This window comes from uncultured Rhodococcus sp. (genome assembly GCF_963525155.1).
GTDB classification, from domain to species: domain Bacteria; phylum Actinomycetota; class Actinomycetes; order Mycobacteriales; family Mycobacteriaceae; genus Rhodococcus_F; species Rhodococcus_F qingshengii.
Map to the genome: position 1 here is coordinate 1 of NZ_CAURKP010000108.1, position 18,058 is coordinate 18,058.

At 60.0% G+C, this 18,058-nt stretch carries 14 protein-coding genes and 1 pseudogene; 13 read left to right on the top strand and 2 right to left on the bottom strand.

The features are described 5' to 3' along the window. Positions 1-807: 807 nt before the first annotated feature. The gene (locus tag RWT78_RS19550; RefSeq protein ID WP_003943733.1) at positions 808-2,523 is read right to left on the bottom strand and encodes a 3-ketosteroid-delta-1-dehydrogenase; all 1,716 of its coding nucleotides are present in this window, start codon (positions 2,521-2,523) and stop codon (positions 808-810) included. Positions 2,524-2,710: 187 nt separating this feature from the next. Between RWT78_RS19550 and RWT78_RS19555 the strand changes: the two genes are divergently transcribed. The 4 genes from RWT78_RS19555 (at position 2,711) to RWT78_RS19570 (ending at position 5,921) form a co-directional block, all read left to right on the top strand. Beyond that, positions 2,711-2,971, top strand: a complete 261-nt coding sequence (locus RWT78_RS19555) for a hypothetical protein (protein WP_003943652.1) — start codon at positions 2,711-2,713, stop codon at positions 2,969-2,971. A gap of 159 nt (positions 2,972-3,130) precedes the next feature. Continuing rightward, a complete protein-coding gene (locus RWT78_RS19560; protein WP_003943619.1) occupies positions 3,131-3,679 on the top strand; it encodes a hypothetical protein in 549 nt (182 codons plus the stop codon). 470 nt (positions 3,680-4,149) lie between these two features. Beyond that, positions 4,150-4,572: a hypothetical protein gene (locus tag RWT78_RS19565; protein ID WP_003943727.1), complete on the top strand. Its 423-nt coding sequence runs from the start codon at positions 4,150-4,152 to the stop codon at positions 4,570-4,572. 98 nt (positions 4,573-4,670) lie between these two features. Beyond that, entirely contained in the window at positions 4,671-5,921 is a 1,251-nt protein-coding gene (locus tag RWT78_RS19570) for an amidohydrolase (protein ID WP_003943659.1), read from the top strand. A 66-nt stretch (positions 5,922-5,987) separates the two neighbouring features. Here RWT78_RS19570 and RWT78_RS19575 read toward each other — a convergent pair. Next, a pseudogene (locus tag RWT78_RS19575) lies at positions 5,988-7,163 on the bottom strand (MFS transporter); the annotation flags it as partial. A 49-nt stretch (positions 7,164-7,212) separates the two neighbouring features. Between RWT78_RS19575 and RWT78_RS19580 the strand changes: the two are divergent. The 9 genes from RWT78_RS19580 to RWT78_RS19620 form a co-directional block, all read left to right on the top strand. After that, on the top strand, positions 7,213-7,662 hold the full coding sequence (locus RWT78_RS19580; RefSeq protein ID WP_003943700.1) for a helix-turn-helix domain-containing protein: 450 nt from the start codon (positions 7,213-7,215) through the stop codon (positions 7,660-7,662). A 23-nt stretch (positions 7,663-7,685) separates the two neighbouring features. Continuing rightward, the gene (locus tag RWT78_RS19585) at positions 7,686-8,288 is read left to right on the top strand and encodes a hypothetical protein (RefSeq protein WP_314677479.1); all 603 of its coding nucleotides are present in this window, start codon (positions 7,686-7,688) and stop codon (positions 8,286-8,288) included. 493 nt (positions 8,289-8,781) lie between these two features. Beyond that, a complete protein-coding gene (locus tag RWT78_RS19590) occupies positions 8,782-10,008 on the top strand; it encodes an aminotransferase class I/II-fold pyridoxal phosphate-dependent enzyme (RefSeq protein WP_314677482.1) in 1,227 nt (408 codons plus the stop codon). Continuing rightward, entirely contained in the window at positions 10,005-11,204 is a 1,200-nt protein-coding gene (locus tag RWT78_RS19595; protein WP_054187583.1) for an MFS transporter, read from the top strand. The genes RWT78_RS19590 and RWT78_RS19595 overlap by 4 nt, the downstream gene beginning before the upstream one ends. Further along, on the top strand, positions 11,191-12,792 hold the full coding sequence (locus RWT78_RS19600; RefSeq protein ID WP_003943673.1) for a carboxyl transferase domain-containing protein: 1,602 nt from the start codon (positions 11,191-11,193) through the stop codon (positions 12,790-12,792). Before RWT78_RS19595 ends, RWT78_RS19600 begins: the two co-directional genes overlap by 14 nt. Positions 12,793-12,796: 4 nt before the next feature. Next, the gene (locus tag RWT78_RS19605) at positions 12,797-14,764 is read left to right on the top strand and encodes a biotin carboxylase N-terminal domain-containing protein (protein ID WP_314677490.1); all 1,968 of its coding nucleotides are present in this window, start codon (positions 12,797-12,799) and stop codon (positions 14,762-14,764) included. Between the two features lie 61 nt (positions 14,765-14,825). Continuing rightward, complete coding sequence (locus RWT78_RS19610) at positions 14,826-15,656, top strand: sulfurtransferase (protein ID WP_007726448.1); 831 nt, start codon at positions 14,826-14,828, stop codon at positions 15,654-15,656. After that, positions 15,653-16,957 (top strand): NtaA/DmoA family FMN-dependent monooxygenase, encoded by a 1,305-nt coding sequence (locus tag RWT78_RS19615; RefSeq protein ID WP_007726446.1) that lies wholly within the window; start codon positions 15,653-15,655, stop codon positions 16,955-16,957. The genes RWT78_RS19610 and RWT78_RS19615 overlap by 4 nt, the downstream gene beginning before the upstream one ends. Before the next feature lie 14 nt (positions 16,958-16,971). Beyond that, positions 16,972-18,058, top strand: a 1,087-nt coding sequence (locus RWT78_RS19620; RefSeq protein WP_314677494.1) for an ABC transporter substrate-binding protein, incomplete at its 3' end; no start/stop codon positions are given.

Genomic DNA, 18,058 nt, shown 5'->3' on the forward strand with positions numbered 1-18,058 from the left:
GCTCAGCTCGGCGTGTTGAATCAAGGACCGGATCCACCGTTATTCAGACAGTCCCTCCCGCAGTTACGGCGATGAATCGTTTTGTGCTGGAAGGCTTGTGTTTTCTGTGCTTACTCATGTTTTCCTTGACTGATGTGCTCGGAGCAGGTGCAGGCTCTACCCGCAGACAGCACTCAATACGTGCTGAGCTACTTGGTGTATCGCACCAAGACTCCGTTGGAGTGAAATGTTCGGATCGCGCCATGGAGAGAGGTACGGTGACCGCTCTCGAACGCGAGCGCGCGCATAGACCCGCAGGTCTGTATCTCCTGGTGACAGCACAGGAGATACGGGTTCTACATCGAGGCAGTGCCTGAATCGATCGTTGATCGAGGACTACGAATGCCGGAACAAACCGAAGGCTTCTCATTCGAAGATCGACAGGGTGGGTGTCTACCCGGATGGTCGGAAAGGGGGTGGAACATGGAGATCCTTGCGTTGCGGATGAGGAATCACCTCATACGCTGTCGCTTCACGACGCTCCACACCACGGTTGAATTACCTGGGTACATACCTGTTTTTGCGCATTCGACCCGACCGGTCGATATCAGGCGCGCCTTCGGTGGATGGCATCTGGTCGAACAATCGCCAGTGCCCCATGTCACTTCTGGAGACGATACCGCGTCTTGGTCACCTGGCGCGTCAGCGTTACCGAGATGGGACATACAGGCGGCATTGCTCCTACAAGCCGAACGGGAGACCAGTGCACGTTCCCGGCATCGGAAACGCGTGCTGATCTCCCGTTCGGCGAGTTGTTGCCTAGTGGATCTACTGCTGAGTCGAAGCTACTTTCTCGGCTGCGTGGTGAGCGGCAATGTATCCGTAAACCAGCCCCTGGCCGATCGTTGCACCGGCGCCCGGGTAGGTGTGACCGAATGCGTTGGCCGCAGTATTGCCGATCGCATACAGGCCGTCGATCACGCTGCCGTCCTCACGAAGCACGCGTGCATGCTCGTCCGCCTGCACACCGCCGCAGGTGCCGAGGTCGCTGAGCGTCATCTTCACCGCGTAGAGGGCACTCGTGTCGAGCTTCCTCAGGTTCGGGTTCGGGGACACCGTCGGGTCGCCGTAGTACCGATCGTATGCACTTCCGCCGCGACCAAATTCCGCATCGCTACCGGCAGCAGCGGCCTCGTTGAACTTCTCGAAGGACTCGGCAAAAGCCTCCTCGGGAAGACCGACCTTGCGGGCAAGCTCGACCGGACTGCTCGCCTTGTGCGCGATGCCGGAGTCGAAGAATGCCTGCGGAAGCGGCTGACGAGGGAAGATACCGCCTGCGAACACGTAGCTGTTGCGGTACTCCTGGTCGAAAACAAACCACATCGACTCGGCCGGATCTCCGGCCTTTTCCCGTTCGAGCACGCGCTGGCCGAACGACATGTAGTCCGTCGCCTCGTTCACGAATCGACGACCGGTCTGGTCGACGATGAACGAGCCTGGCAGCGCACGCTCTGCGAGCATCACCATCGGCGGGCGGCCCTTGATGCTTGCCACCGCGGGGAACCACCACGACTGATCCATCGATCCGATACCTGCGCCGAGCTCTTGTGCTGCCTCGATCGCTTCGCCGGTGTTGCCCTCTGCGCCCAGGCTCTCGTGCTCACCGAGGCTCTCCGACTGGTACTTGTGGCGCCACTCCATGTTGTGGTCGAACCCGCCGGCTGCCAGAACGACACCACGCCGAGCGGTCACCGTCACTTCACGTCCGTCTTGCACCACAACTGCACCCGTTACGCGGCCATCTTCGGTGATGAGCCGAACCAACGACGTTTCCGTCCACACCGGGATACCGGCCTGGACCACACCTGCGAACAGGCCGGCGGCGAGCGCCTGACCGCCTGCGATGTATTCACGCTTGAGTACGTACTTGCCGTAAACGCCCTGCGCCAGGCGGCGGATGATGCGAGGGAAAGCCTTGCTCGGCTTCTTCACCATCAGGTTCATCCACTTGTAGTCCGCACCTGTCACCGGCATCGGCAGTCCGGCTTCCATCAAACCGGGCCGCAGGCGACCGCGTTCCGCGCCGAGTACCGACGCGTCGAACGGCAGGCACTCGCAGGTACGTCCGGCGGCGCTACCTCCCGGCAGTTCGGGGTGGTAATCGGAGTATTCCTTGGCCCAGAAGAACTTCATGGGCGTCGTGCGGTAAAGCATGTCGACGGTGGCCGCACCGTTGTCGACGAATGCCTCCCCACGTTGGGCAGGGGCAGTATCACCGACCACCGACCGCACGTATGTCTTCGCGCGCTCAACGGTGTCGCCCGCACCGGCTTTCGCCAAGATCGGGTTGGCAGGCATCCAGAACGCTCCACCGGACCGCGCCGTCGAACCGCCAACGTACTGCGTCTTCTCCACGATCAGCGTGGACAAGCCGAGCTCGTTCGCGGTGAGGGCGGCAGCCATGCCGGTACCGGACCCGATCACCAGTAGATCGACAACGATGTCCTTGGCTTGTGTCGCGGGGGGTGCCTGATTCTTCGCCATTGAACAAATCCCTTCACGTGGTTATCGACGTAGAACGCTAAGGCAGTCGCGGCGCAGAAGGTTCCGGATGCCCAGTCAGCGGGACATTGCGAGTGGATTGGCGAAGAACGGCTCCTGCCACGGGTCGGGCGTTGTGCCCGCCCCAGCAGAATCGCGGCTTGCCTTCTTCGATGTCTACGCTGCTCACGTGAGGACAAATCCCAGCTTCGGCATCGTCGACGAAACGCTCGGCACCTTTGTCCGCGGGTATTACGTCTCGTCCGACGGTGAGCGATTGGACGACGACTACTACAGCCTGACCTGCAACGTCGACGGGCGCACTGTCAGCTTCATCGCACACTCCCTCGACCCCGACGCTGTACGCGGCATGCTTCCCCGCCTACGCCACGTCTTCGAGCAGCACCAGGCTCTTCACCGTCAGGCCGTCGAAGCGATTGTCAACGTCTGACAGACTCGTGCGGTTTGCATTTCATGGACGGGTACTGGCCGGCGGTTCGCTTCAACGGCGACGATGGCGTCGTCGAGGTGACTGTCGAATCCTGACCGCGATCCTCGTCTCGGACTATCGGCTGATGTTCCTCGGCACTGATGAAGAATAATCATCTACATGAAATGGAACACCCCTACAGAGACCGGCTGGTTCGTCAACCTTGCCGAAGGTGGTTCGGCCGTATCGATATTCGATCCGTCGGGGAACGTTCAAGGCGAACTGATTCCCGCATCCGACGACGGATCGGAGAGCGTTGCCGGCGGGCGGAAGAGGAAATCGTCAACAGCCGAGCAGGATCGATCCAGGCTCACATTCCGCAAAGGCCGACCTGCATCACTTCGATTGTCCGACGGAACGATCGGGACCCTGATCGACCAGAAGCCCAAGGCCATGCGCCGCAAGAACAAGCTGTGCGAAGTCGATATCGCGGGCAGAACATACCTCTTCGTTCATTCATCGGGCCGAAAGGCAACAGCCCGGCGTGACGGAATCGCATTGGCACACATGGAACGTGGCCGATGGTCGGGTAGAAGTACCGTCGCCAGAAGAACCCTCACGGCAACGGACGCCCTTGACGAATGTGTCCTGACACTGTTTCAGAAGGTAGTCACACCTGGACGTACCGGCGCCTTCGATCAGGTACTGACCGACCTCAGCAACATATGACGTACGCCATATTCGGTGGATCTCAACCGCACTCGAGATACTGACTTTCAACTCTCAGGTCCACGGACATGCCTTGGAAACAATGAGTTTCACATCTCGGAGCGGAACGCTGAAACCAGATCATGGTCAATGTCGACGCTTTGAACACGCTCGCCCAGCGATTGTCGCCAGGTGCGATGATCACAGATCCAGATCTACTTCAGTCCTATCGGCAGGACTGGAGTTTCGATCCCGCAGCCGGAACACCGGTTGCCGTAGTACGTGCTTCGACGACGGCAGAGGCGGTTCGACGGACGGCATCTGAGGCCGCCACATGTAGCGAATAGCGACGAGTACCTGAATTCTCCAGTGCAACCGGATATGGTGAGGCTGTCGTCTTCAATGCGGCGATGCAAGAAGGGAAGCTGCGACCAAGACGTTACGTCGGGGAAGACAAGTAAATCACCTGGACATGGCTGGAGGCCTCCGTGATGAATCTCGTTCGCCGACTGAGCGTCTGCACATCCGTCGTGATCGCTTCTACTCTGACGTCGGTGGCGCTCGCATCCGCCGCGGTGACCATTCCATTCCAGGTCAACCCTGCGCCGTACGGCAACCCGAACGGCAGCTTCGACGCGCCGGCAGTCCGCTGCGTAGCTGTCGTCGGCGAACTACCTGGCACGGTGACGATCACCGGAGGCAATGAAGGCCGGTGGGGATGCCTGCTCTCGTCCGAAGTGCGCTGGCTGAACCTTTCGACCGGGGCCTCCGGCTCCGCTCGGCTCTCGGACGGTCTCAACGGAGTCCCAGCAGAGGCGATCGTGCAGACCGGGACCGGTCAAGTCGCTGTTGCCGTGCTGTCTGTGGCCGGATCCATCATCACCCCAGGTGTCACATCGTTCTACGTGCCGTAGCACCAGAACTCCGCATCACCGGCACCGTGGGACCTAAGGTCCTGTTTACCGACCCGTCATCCCGGTTAGCCTGAAAAGACGCTACCGAGAGGACACTCATGACCTCGTCAGTGCACGAAACGATCTCCGTGGATCTGGATTTGATCGACCTGTACAAGGACCTCCACAGCCATCCGGAACTGGGGTTTCACGAGCAACGAACATCCAGTCTGGTGGAAAGACATTTAACAGCACTTGGATTCGACACCACCACCGGTGTCGGGACAACCGGAGTCGTCGGAGTCCTGAAGAACGGAGCGGGCCCCACAGCGCTGCTGCGTGCGGACATGGACGCCCTCCCGGTTCGGGAAGAAACCGGATTGGACTACGCCAGCACCGTGACAACGACCGACGACCAGGGGAAGACCGTCTCGGTCAGCCACGCGTGCGGCCATGACCTGCATACGACCTGCTTACTCGGTGCAGCCCGGATCCTCTCGCAGGACACGACGACCTGGTCCGGCACTCTTGTCCTCGTCTTCCAACCGGCGGAGGAACTTGGCGCGGGTGCGCAAGCCATGGTCGACGACGGACTGTTCGAGCGATTCCCGAAGCCCGACATCGTTCTCGGCCAACACGTATCGCCGCTACCGGCAGGCACGATCGCCGGGCACGCCGGCCCCTCGTATGCGGGATCGGACTCACTTCGTGTGAGACTGGTCGGAAAGGGCGCCCACGGATCTATGCCGGAGAACTCGGTCGATCCCGTGGTCATGGCGGCCGAAACCGTGTTGCGTTTGCAAACTGTCATCTCACGCGAGGTCCCGAGCACTGCAACAGCTGTCCTCACCGTCGGCTCCATCCATGCTGGAGATGCCGCCAACGTCATTCCCGGCGAAGCAGAACTGCAACTCAACATCCGCAGCTACGACGCAGTTGTGCGTCAGCGCATCCTGGACAGCGTCGACCGCATCGTCCAGGGCGAAGCGGCCACCGCCGGCGCTCCCACCCCACCGACCATCACCGAGACGGAGCACTTTCCGATCGTCGTCAATGACCCGGCGGCGCTGGACAAGACACTTGATGCGTTTGCCGAATGGTTGGGGACGAACAAGATTCTCGATCCCGGCGCAGGAGCAGGTAGTGAAGACGTCGGCATTCTCGCGACCAGTGCCGGTGCGCCACTGTCGTACTGGTTGTTGGGCGGTACCGACCCTTCACTGTTCACGACAGGTGACATGACCGATCCGGCTTTGCGAACCGTGCCGTCGAACCACTCTCCGCACTACGCTCCCGTGATCGAGCCGACCCTGACCATCGGTGTGAACGCCTTGGTCGTCGCGGCCAGGACGTGGCTCCCAACTCCCTAGAGTGTTGCGGGTCCGCAATCGATCGATCGTCCATGCGATCAAGGCTGCAAACGCGTAGGCGCCGCCGAGAATACTTGCAGCGCCCCACCCTGCCGCGTCGAAAACCATAGTGGTGGAAACCGCCCCAACCGCGCTGCCCAACGAATAGAACACCATGTAACTACCGATGATCTGCCCGGACGATTCCGGTGTGTTCGCGACGATCAGATTCTGGCTCGTGACGTGAACAGCCTGCACGGCAAAGTCCAACGCAACAACACCGACTACGAGCAACACCAGCGAGTGCGTCGCCTGCGCGTTGAATACCCACGACAGCAAGAGAACGACCAACGACGCCCCGGTGACGCGTTGCGCTTTGCCTTGATCGGCCCACCGACCGGCACCGACCGCGCCCAATGCTCCGACCAATCCTGCGATTCCGAAGAGCCCGATCTGTGTGGTCGACAACCGCCATGGTTCCTCACTCAACGGCAGGGCCATTCCGCTCCACAAAGCACCAAAGGACGCGAAAAGGAACAAGGCGATCAGGGCCCGGGTGCGAAACAGTCGGTTCGTAAGCGTCAACGTCACGACAGACCCCATTGCACGCACGTACGAACGCCTATCGGGTTGCGAACGAAGATCTTTCGGCAGCATCGTCAGCGCGACGGCCGCGACCAGTACCGAAATGAAAGTGGATCCCGCGTAGACCGCCCGCCAGCCTGCCAGATCCGCAACTGCGCCGGCGACAGTCCGAGCGAGGATGATGCCGACGACAACGCCGCTGGTGATGACACCGATGTTTGCGCCCCGCTCGTCCGGGTCACTGATTGCCGCAGCATAGGCAACTATGACTTGAACAACTACCGAGAACATGCCTGCGACCGCCATCCCGATCAACAGCTGCAGATTCGTGGTGGCCAGAGCAACAAGCATCGTTCCCGTTGCAGCAGCGACGATCTGGATTGCGATCAATTTCTTTCGATTCACGAGATCGCTCAATGGCACCAACACGATCAACCCCACCACATAACCGAGTTGGGCGAGTGCGACTACGAAACCGAGGCCGGCCGGAGGAATGGAAAGATCCGAGCCGATTTGCCCGAGGAGCGGCTGTGCGTAGTAGATATTGGCTACCGAGACACCGCAGAGCACCGCGAGCAACAGGCGAAGTCCACGAGGCATTTTGAACTTGTCCCGTGCGTTCTCGACAGATTGACGTGCAGTCACTTCCACCTCAATTTGGTTGCGTTTTGATACCATTTGAAGACTATGTCAATACAGTTTCAAAACGCAACCAATGAGGAACCCGATGCCTGATCGCACGCAATGGACGGACCCGCACTGCCCGACGGCCCGAGCGGCCGACATCATCGGCGACAGATGGTCGCTGTTGATCGTGCGAGACGCCTTCGACGGGTCGTCGAGGTTCAGTCAGTTTCAGCGAAACCTGCGCATCGCAAAGAATATCTTGACGGACAGGCTGAAAACCCTTGTCGAGCAAGGAATTTTCGAAGTCCGACCGAACGAACAAGGGACCCGCAACGAGTACATCCTGACCGGACGCGGTATGGATCTGTTCATCGTGATCACGAGCCTGCGGCAATGGGGAGAGCGCCACGCCTTCGATGACGGTGAGCCACACTCGATCTTGATCGACGACACCACGGGCGATCCGGTGCCCAGGCTTCGACTGATCAACGCACGGAATATCGACCTGGACCCGGCAAGTACACATGTGGAGAAGGTCGAGGAAGGCTGACCCGCAACTCGCCAGATCGGTAGATGGGCGCACAGGATTCGAAGTTCGCGCATACTCCGATCATGACTGTCGATCTCGAGTTTTCCTGGCCGCAGTTTCTCTGGATTGCATTCATCTTCGTCGGCGTACCCACAACTATCGGCGCAAGCATCATCTGGACAATCTGGCGTTCGGAACGAACTGTCGTGGAGCACTCCACGACCGCCCTCGACGCCGGGCGCACGGGATCGGGCCCACTCGGACTGTGGCGTACCGGCCTGTTGGCCTTTGCGCTGGGCCTTCTGTCTTGTGTGGGCTGGCTCAGCTGGTCAGCCGACTACAAAGGCGGATTCCGCGGCCCCGGCCTGCCTGCCCCGACGCAGTTTCCTCCCTGGCAGGTGTTTGCCTGCGGATTAACGGTGATCCTCGCGTGTTTCGTTTCCGCGCATCGGTCGCGATGGATGAAGGCAGGCGGCCTGACTGCAGCTGCCGGCACGGCTGCGGGATTCACCACAGCATTCAGTATCGACGCCAGTACTGATGTCACCGGACAGGCAGGCGTGGGCGTCGCACTGTCCACGATCGGATGGGGCCTCACCCTTACCGCACTGATGCTTCTGCGCGGCAAGTGGTCGCGACGAGGATGAATCATTGCCGGATCATCCATACTCCGAGTAAAGAATTCGATAAGCGGACCTAACACGTTTTGAAATTCATTAAGAAGAAAATCGATTCCAGATACAGGATCGCCTGATTGCCGAACCTCCACGAGATCCTCGAAAAATATGAGACAGAAGCCTTATCGCTTCCGTGCCAACCCTTTGACGCATGCGGATCATAATATTCTTCGAACATCACGCGGAAGTTCACACAAGTCTGTGACTCACGGCATTATCCGATTTATCACGGGAAATCGTGATAAATCATCACCGTCTCTGAACTGCAACAACGCCTTAAGTTACAGATTCAACTAGTTCCAAACCATAGGGTTTCTTCCTTTTTCTCGGCGTCTCGATTCCGTAATGCTTGACATCGAATTGTCTTTCGTTCTCAATGAGCGATGTCAACTGACGATGATGCATCTCAGTGCATCAACGCAGTAATTCCGCTATCGAATCCAGTGAAGGGACCAGCCGCGAAATGACGGTTGCCGAGAGCTTGAAAGATAGGAATCTGTACTCCAACCTCAGGCGTGCTGCTGATTTGAGCAACCCATTCTGGGATCGCGCAGTCAGTGAGGGTCTGGCCGATATCACCGCCGATCGCGTCGCAGGTTTCGAACACCGGACAATCCAAGGATACGAATTCGAGAACTTCTCCACGTACTCGTATCTGGGGCTCGACACCGACGACCGAATTCGTTCGGGTGCGATCGCCGCTCTCGAGCGCGAACGAACGTTGAACAGTTCCATCTCGCGGATGAGAGTCCACTCCAGCCTTCTCGACGACACAGAGGCCGCGTTGAGCGAACTGCTTGACGCACATGTGCTCACCCTCGGATCCGCCGCAAACGCTGCGTGGAGCTTGCTCCCCCTCGTCGCGTCCGGGTTGCTCACCGGCGGTGAACGTCCCCTCATGGTGTTCGACAAGAACGCACACTTCTGCCTCAATGCCATGAAGGCGAGCGTCGCCGACGAAACGACGATCGTGACCATTCGGCACGACGACGTCGATGAACTCGAAAGTCTTTGCCGAACAAATTCTCAGGTGGCATACGTGGCGGACACCGTCTACAGCACAGGCGGGAAGGCGCCCCTGAACGAACTGTTTGCATTACAGGCCAAATACGGACTGATTCTCGTTCTCGACGAGGCGCACAGCACCTCGGTCATCGGACACAACGGGCGTGGCGCGGTCCTGGATCTCATCGGCAGCCTCAATGATCGAACATTCTTGCTGACATCACTGAACAAGGGATTCGGTGCTTCCGGCGGTGCGATCGCACTCGGCCGGAACGGGGGCAGTCGAAATCGTGATCTCGCACTTCGCTACGGCGGCCCGTTGACGTGGTCGCAGCGTGTGAACGTAGCCGGGCTGGGTGCTATTGCGGCGTCCGTGGAGCTCCACCGCAGCGGAGAGGTCGACAAGCGGCAGCGGCAACTCCGCACGGTTGTCGAACTGTTCGATTCGCTCGTCGACACGCCGGCATCGGGCGATGGACTCCCGATCCGCTTCGTCACGCTCCACGAGGAAGAACAAACCATCACCGCAGCACAGAAACTGCTGGCTAGCGGTTTCTACACATCGGCGGTCTTCTTCCCTGTCATCGGCCGGGGCAAAGCCGGGCTGAGACTGATGCTTCGGGCGGACCTTCCACATGCAACGATCGAGCGCTTCGCCGACGTCCTACGAAGTGTCACGGAATGAGCGACGACCGCACTGTCGCAGTGACACCGCTGGCTTGTGCCGTCGTGTTGACAGCACAAATGGCCACGACCATCTACCTCCCTTCACTGCCGAAGATCGCGACGGATCTGGGCATCGAAGATTCCGTGGTGAAGTGGTCGGTGACACTCTTCGTGATCAGTGCCGCACTTCCGGTGGTCGTGTGGGGGCGGTTGGCAGATCGACTCGGACGCAGGACGGCACTGTTGTCCAGCTTGGTATTGTTCGTGATCGCCTGCATTGCATTGGCTTTGGTCCAGAGCGCCGCCGTACTACTGATCGGCCGGATCGTTCAAGGCATCGGAGCAGGAGGTGCGGCCATCATCGTGCGAATGATGGTGAAGGACAAGTTCACCGGTTCGGAGTTGGCTAGCCGCTTGTCGCTGTTGTCGATGGCATTTGTGGTGGCACTGGGCGGTGGCCAACTGATCGGCGGCGCTCTTGCGTCGTTCACCTCGTGGCGAACCGGCTTCGGCGTGCTCGGAGTACTCGGAGCAGCACTCGCTGCGGTGGCACTGAGGACCGAGAACACCACAGTCCGCGACAACAACGAACGCGTTGTTCGGTGGAATGCCATAGTCCTGACACCCCAGTTCTACAAACCAGCCATTGCGGGGGGCCTGGGTTTCGGCGCGATAGTCCTTGTGCAGCAATCGAGCCCCTTCCTGTTCAGCGATCGATTCGACTTGCAACCGTGGGCATTCGGAGCCTTCGGAATCCTCTACGGAACCGCCTACTTCAGCGGCGCGCTTTACGTCAATCGAAGGGCCACAACCGTCGGTTCAGAGAAGTTGATGCGTCGAGGTGCGCTGTGCATGCTGCTTGCCGGCCTCGTCCTCATGCTCTGCTGGTATCCCCCACTCGGTTCCACGCCGTTGCTCGCGGTCTTCCTGCTCGGATACATCGCACTGACTTTTGGGCAATCGCTTCTCTTCCCGAACTCGGCAGCATCAGCAGTGACGCATTTTGCTGAAGGCGGAGCCATCGCCGTCGCGTACTGCGGACTCGTACAGCAGGGAATTGCCGGCATCGCCTCTGTAGTCGGACCTCTCGCATCCGATGAACGCGTGTGGTCGGCAATCGTCGCACTGATCACTGCAGCAGCGACTGCGCTCGTATTCTCCCTCCGCACAGCTTCCTCCGAACCGACAGTAGGTACGTCCCATGCCCGTCATTGAACGCACCGCACAACTCGACCCCGGTACCCGCGAGCAAAACTTACTGGCATACAAGGAAATTCGCGAGCGAGTTGCGGACGCGCAACACTTGTCCGTTCACGGGGCACCCGAGCGGTCGGTCGCCAAGCACCGGGCTCGCGGCAAATTGCCCGCTCGCGAACGCATCGATGCTCTTCTCGACGTGCAGTCCCCGTTCTTCGAGATCGGACAACTGGCCGGATTCGAGGTGTACGACGAGCAACTCCCGTCGGCTGGTCTGGTCACGGGCGTAGGGCTCATCCGCGGCTCACTCTGCGCCATCTTCGCGAACGACGCCACCGTCAAGGGCGGCACCTACTACCCGCTGACCGTCAAGAAGCAACTGCGATTGCAATCCGTCGCTCGTCGGCTGAGGCTGCCGTGTGTCTATCTCGTCGATTCCGGAGGTGTTTTCCTTCCGATGCAGGACGAGATCTTCCCCGACGAGCACCATTTCGGCGAGATGTTCAAGAACATCGCCGAAATGTCGGCAGACGGCATCGTTCAGATCGCAGCAGTCATGGGTTCCTGCACGGCTGGAGGTGCATACATCCCAGCGATGTGCGACGAGACCGTCATCGTCCGCGGTACCGGCACCGTCTATCTGGGCGGCCCTCAGTTGGTCAAGGCTGCAACCGGTGTCGACGTCGAACCGCAAGAGCTCGGCGGCGCCGACGTGCACGGGGTGATCAGCGGCGTCGTCGATCACATCGCCAACGACGACATCGAGGCTCTGAGCATGATCGCCGACATCGTCGCCCGCGGTGATCGACGGGAGGTACGGGCGCCGTCACGATCTCCGCGACCACCTCTTCACTCCCCCGAGCAGCTCGACACGGTGATCCCGGCTTCCTCGAAAACCCCGATCGTCGCGCGCGACGTTCTGGCCCACCTGCTCGATGCCAGCGAATTAGTCGAGTACCGAGCGAATTACGGCCGAACCATCGTCTGCGGGACCGGCCACATCGAGGGGTACACCGTCGGGGTCATCATGAACGACGGTGTGCTCTTTTCGGAGGACTCCCTCAAGGCCGCGAACTTCGTCGAACTGTGCTCACAACGAGACATCCCATTGTTGTTCCTGCACAACGTCAACGGATTCATGGTCGGGAAGCAGTACGAGGCGGAAGGTATCGCCAAACACGGCGCGAAACTGGTCAATGCCGTTGCCTGCGCCAGGGTTCCCAAGCTCAGCATCGTCATCGGCGGAAGCTACGGGGCGGGAAACCTCGCGATGTGCGGACGCTCGATAGGTCCTGACTTCATGGCCGTGTGGCCGAACGCGAAGACCACCGTGGTCGGTTCCGAGCAAGCAGCGTCGGTGATGGCATTGATGAAGATCGAATCTGCGCGCACACGCGGAACTCCGCTCACGGAAGAGGAAATCGAGGAAATCAAACGGCCGATACGCGAAGGTTACGACCGGCAGGGCGAGTCGGTGTACGTCGCATCCAGGCTATGGGTTGACGCGATCGTCGACCCGGTCGACACGCGATCCTGGGTTTCACTCGCGCTGTCCATGCTTCCCCGCAATCACGGAACAACGCGCTTCGGCGTCTTCAGGATGTGAGAACATGACTCGACTTCTCATCGCCAATCGGGGTGAAATCGTCACGCGCATCGCGCGCACGGCCCGTCGTCTCGGCATGTCGGTAGTGACGATCTCCTCCCCCGTCGATTCACACGCACAGTGGCATCGCCTCGCCGATCACACCGTGCTTCTGGACGGAGACATCCCCTCGGAGTCCTACACCGATTCGGATCAAATCATTGCGGCCGCGCTGGCCGCGGATTGCGATGCCGTGCACCCGGGTTACGGATTCCTCTCCGAAGACTCCGATTTCGCTGAAGCCGTCGTCGCTGCAGGTCTGACATTCGTCGGTCCGGCCGCTGAATCCATCGCTCTACTCGGAGACAAGGCAAGAGCGAAGAAGGCCGCCGCTGACGCCGGCATCCCGACTCTCACCGCGTGGGGCGAGGCAAGCGCCGATCCCGATACCGTCCTCGGTCACGTTCGATCTCTCGACGTGCCGGTGCTGCTGAAACCGGTGTTCGGGGGCGGCGGCAAGGGGATGGTTCGACTACATCCGGGTGATGACGCACGAGAGGTCATCACCTCTGCAATCGGTTTGAACGAAAGGAACTTCGGCCGCGGCGACCTGATGATCGAAACGCTGGTGGAGCGTCCGCGTCACATCGAAGTTCAGGTCCTCTTCGATTCCTTCGGTACAGGAGTTCACTTCTTCACCCGTGAATGCTCCCTACAGCGTCGGAACCAGAAGATCATCGAGCAGGCACCGGCAAGTTCTGTCCCCGAATCGGTCCTGGGAGCCATGCAGCACGACGCTCTGCGACTACTCGGAGGCGTCGGCTACGTGAATGCGGCAACCGTCGAATTTCTGGTTGACGCCGAAAACCGCTACTACTTTCTCGAAGTCAACACGCGCCTACAAGTCGAACACACGGTCACCGAGGAAGTGACCGGCGTCGATCTCGTCGAACTGCAACTCGACATCGCCCTCGGCGCCCGTTTGCCGTTACAGCAGCGCCATATCGCGCTGCGGGGTTTCGCGGTGCAAGCCAGAATCTACGCCGAGGATCCGTCGAACGGGTTTCGGCCCGCACCTTCACATTCCGTGGACATAGCCTGGCCGTCGAGGGTTCGCATCGACAGTGCTTTCGAGGGTGCCGGCAGCATTCCGCCGTTCTACGATCCGATGATCGCAAAGGTCATAGCAAGCGGTCCGACGCGGTCAACCGCACTGGAATCATTGGACCGAGCTTTGGCCGACTCGAGTTACTTCGGTGGAACCTCGAATATCGGTTTCCTCCGACTTCTCTTGGCGACACCGGCTGTGCGCGCGGATGACATTCACACTTCCTTCGTCGACGAGCACCTCACTCGGTTGATCCCGGATTCTGCAGAGCTCCAGGCCACCGCCGCTGCTGTTGCGATGGTGTGGACTTCCGTCGAGGAACAATCGCCGGTCACCGGGTCGTCATGGACCGGCCCCCACGGACTACATCGAGAGACATTGCGCAAGGTGGGATCCGACCCGATCGGACGCGAACTCATTGCCGACGGCCGCGTCGTGCCGACAACCGTCATCTCACAACGAAGCAACCACTGGATTGTCGCCGCCGACGGCCGGAACATTTCGGTGGTCGTCAGGGGTGGAACCGACGAAGTGACACTCAGCCTGGTCGCCGATGGTTTGACAACCACCGCTGGGCGCCTCGGAGTCGGCACCGGCACATGGGTGTGCGTTGGTGGCTGGACCGTGAAGGTGGACGAGAAAGTCTATACAGCAAAGGATTCCGATCTCAGCGACGGAGAGATCACATCGAAGATGCCGGGAACCGTGCTGGCAGTGCTGCAGACTGGAACGCGGGTGTCGGAAGGTGATGTCGTCGCGGTCGTAGAAGCAATGAAGATGGAGACTGCCCTTCGTGCTTCCTCACCCGGAATCGTCTCGGCGGTGACAGTAACGGTGGGAGATGTCATCGATGCCGGACAAGTGCTGGCAGCCGTGGCGCCATGAGTAAAGATTGCCACGATCTTATCTCTTTCTTGACTGAAGCAATTGTTACACAATATCTTTCATGTCAGAAGCAGGGGGAATCGAGCGTCGCGCAGTCATTGTTTCCGCAACCGAACTCCGCGAACTCATTCGTTCCGATCGGACGCTCGTCGTCGTCAACGTGGTACGAGACAACAGCGAGGGCGGAGCCGGAATCATTACTGCACCGCAGTCCATCACATTGTCGATCAACGACTTTCAAAGCAGTGGCGGCGGGACTGACGGGAATCGACCGCTGCCAGACCTCGACGCATTCGGAAGAACACTGAACGATCTGAAAGTATCCGCCGATGCTCACATCGTGGTCTACAGTTCGGACAGCCCCCTGCTTGCGGCCCGCGCGTGGTTCACGCTTCGCTGGGCAGGACGTTCAGTGCGGTACTTGGACGGCGGATCGTCCGGATGGGTTACAGCCCGGAAACGCATATCGACAAACGATTCGATTCCCGTACCACCTTCCACCACTAGCACGACACTCGCCGACGCAGAAGACGCCCTGCGCGCGGCATCGGCCGGCAGATTGCTCGACGCCCGAGGATCGAGCAGTTTCCGCGCCGGCCACATCCCCGGATCTATCTCAGCGCCGGCAACTGACCTACTCGACGACAACGGATTCCTACTTCCCGACCGCGAGTTACGAGAATACTTCCACCAGTTCGGAATAGAGCGTGGTGCCACCGTCGTGTCCTATTGCGGCGGCGGAGTTGCCGCGTCGCACAACGCACTGGCGCTAGCAGCGGTCGGCATCAGCTCCGCGGTCTACGTCGCGTCGTGGTCGGGGTGGAGCGCCGACCCCGAACGACCCGTCTCCACTGACATCCATCACACACCAAGGAATCCGGACCAGCGATGACACGACAGATGATCCTCGGCGCCTACATGGTCTTTCCGAGTATGCACAGTGCCGGAATGTGGCGGCATTCGTACTCGGAGAATGCCTTCGAGGACAGAGCGCTCTACGAGCGATACGCGCAAGCAGCGGAACGAGCAAAATTCGACCTGATACTGATACCTGAGCGTGTGCACTACGTCGACGGCCACACCAAATACGGTCTGCTGACCGGCTTTCAACATGATCCGACGCAGTTGGCTGCAGTGGTGGCCGGCGCAACAAATCGTATCGGTCTCGGCGTAACCCTTTCGGCAAGCTTCAACAGCCCGTACAACCTGGCGAGAACTCTGGGCAGCCTCGACATACTCAGCGGTGGGCGCGCGGCCTGGAACATCGTGATGACGGCACCCGGCCCGGCTAACGACAACTTTCCCGAAGTCGATCGGCTTCCGAGAGAAGAACTGTACGAGCGCGGCGACGAAGTTCTCGAAGCAACCACCGCACTCTGGTCGTCGTGGGACGGCGACGCCGTATCGGCCGATCGCGACAGCGGAATCTACGCAGACACAAGCAAGATTCACGCGGCCGACTACAAGGGCAAATACTTGTCGGTGCAGGGTCCACTCACCTTGCCACAATCACCTCAGGGCCGCCCGGTCTTCATCCAGGCAGGTGAATCTGTGAGAGGGCGCGAATTCGGTGGGCGGTGGGCAGATCTGGTCTTTGCGATCGACCCGTTGGAGGAAGATCTTCGAGCGAAGCGCAAGGCAATTCGCGGCTACGCGGAAGAGGCCGGACGCGACCCTGATTCGGTGCGCCTCGTCGCCGCTGTGCAACCGATAGTCGGCGAGACGACGAGCATCGCGAAGGAACGGCAGGAGTACCTGCGATCCTTGATCCATCCGGATGCGGCAATCGAGTGGGTCTCCCACTCCGCAGGACTAGACTTGTCGCAGTTCGATCCGTCCACTCCGATCGCCGAAGTTCTCAACCGCGGTAGTGGCCCCTCGCGTCGATTGGCACGCCTGATCGAATCCCGAAATCTCACCATCGCCGAAACCGCAGAGTTGTTCGCGCGCAATGATCTCACTCCCGAGATTGTCGGCTCGCCGCAAGAAGTGGCGGACGAGTTGACGCACCTCTTCGAATCGGGAGCAGCTGACGGTTTCATCCTGACCGCTACCCACTTCCCCAGGGGGCTCGACGACTTCGCGAGTTCCGTCGTGCCACTTCTGCAAGATCGGGGCGTGTTCCGGCGCGAATACACCGGAACGACCCTGCGGTCCCACATCTTCGACACCACTCGCACTTCCCCACGATGAACGGAACTCAGCCCATGACGACGTCGCGGCTTTCATCCATACCGATCCGAGTCGCCATCCTGGCGTCGACGCTTGCAGTTGCAGCCGGCTGCAGCACTGCAACGCCAGCTGCGAGCGCCGACTCCGAGCCCGTGTCAGGGGGCGATCTGACCTTTGCGATCAATACGTTTCCACCGTGCATCGACAAGACCCTGAACGGTCAAACTGCTACGGCATTCCATCCACTCTACGACAAACTCGTCGACCAGAACCTCGAGACCGGGGAGATAGTGCCTTGGTTGGCGACGTCCTGGGAGGTCCAGAACGACGGTCGACGATTCGTCTTCGCTCTGCGGGACGGCGTGACCTTCAGCAACGGCGAGCGTCTGGATGCGCAGGTTGTCGCGGACAACTTCGAAAGCCAGAAGAGACTGGGAGACAGTGGCTTCGCGACCACTGCGAAGTCACATCTCGCAAACTTCACTGGAGCGGAGGTACTCGACGCTTCCACTGTCGCACTCAATTTCTCGGAACCGTCAGCGGGCTTCCTTCAAGCCGCCCGCTCCGACACGCTCGCCATCATCGCACCGGAATCGTTGAAGAAGACGCCCGAAGAACGCTGCGCCCAGGGCGTTATCGCTTCCGGCCCGTTCGTACAGAAAGAACTGGAGACCAACGCGAAGGTCGTACTCGCTCGTCGGGACGGGTACCACTGGGGATCCTCACTCAACAAGAACAAGGGAGAGGCCTATCTGGATTCGATCACCTTTTTGGTGGTCCCCGAATCCTCGGTGCGAATCGGCGGTTTGACGTCAGGACAACTGGACGCCGCGATCGACATTCCGAGCACAGACGTCGACCGGGCAGAAGGCGCCGGACTCACTGTCATCCCGTCCCTTGCTGCCGGCATCAACGACTCGCTCTTGCTCAACCCCACGTTCGCGCCGGTACTTGCGGACCTGAACGTGCGGCGTGCTTTGGTGAAGGGCATCGATACCCAGCAGATCATCGACACCACCTACACACCGAGTGACGAGAAAGCGCGAAGCATCTTGTCGGTGAAAGCGCCCGGCTACACCGATCTGTGGTCCGAGTACACCTATGACCCGTCGGGTGCGAAGT

What these genes read in the sequence shown, in the direction of transcription:
- RWT78_RS19550 (WP_003943733.1), bottom strand. Translation starts at nt 2,523, where the DNA reads ATGGCGAAGAATCAGGCACCCCCCGCGACACAAGCCAAGGACATCGTT.
- RWT78_RS19560 (WP_003943619.1), top strand. Translation starts at nt 3,131, where the DNA reads ATGAAATGGAACACCCCTACAGAGACCGGCTGGTTCGTCAACCTTGCC.
- RWT78_RS19565 (WP_003943727.1), top strand. Translation starts at nt 4,150, where the DNA reads ATGAATCTCGTTCGCCGACTGAGCGTCTGCACATCCGTCGTGATCGCT.
- RWT78_RS19570 (WP_003943659.1), top strand. Translation starts at nt 4,671, where the DNA reads ATGACCTCGTCAGTGCACGAAACGATCTCCGTGGATCTGGATTTGATC.
- RWT78_RS19580 (WP_003943700.1), top strand. Translation starts at nt 7,213, where the DNA reads ATGCCTGATCGCACGCAATGGACGGACCCGCACTGCCCGACGGCCCGA.
- RWT78_RS19585 (WP_314677479.1), top strand. Translation starts at nt 7,686, where the DNA reads ATGGGCGCACAGGATTCGAAGTTCGCGCATACTCCGATCATGACTGTC.
- RWT78_RS19590 (WP_314677482.1), top strand. Translation starts at nt 8,782, where the DNA reads ATGACGGTTGCCGAGAGCTTGAAAGATAGGAATCTGTACTCCAACCTC.
- RWT78_RS19595 (WP_054187583.1), top strand. Translation starts at nt 10,005, where the DNA reads ATGAGCGACGACCGCACTGTCGCAGTGACACCGCTGGCTTGTGCCGTC.
- RWT78_RS19600 (WP_003943673.1), top strand. Translation starts at nt 11,191, where the DNA reads ATGCCCGTCATTGAACGCACCGCACAACTCGACCCCGGTACCCGCGAG.
- RWT78_RS19605 (WP_314677490.1), top strand. Translation starts at nt 12,797, where the DNA reads ATGACTCGACTTCTCATCGCCAATCGGGGTGAAATCGTCACGCGCATC.
- RWT78_RS19610 (WP_007726448.1), top strand. Translation starts at nt 14,826, where the DNA reads ATGTCAGAAGCAGGGGGAATCGAGCGTCGCGCAGTCATTGTTTCCGCA.
- RWT78_RS19615 (WP_007726446.1), top strand. Translation starts at nt 15,653, where the DNA reads ATGACACGACAGATGATCCTCGGCGCCTACATGGTCTTTCCGAGTATG.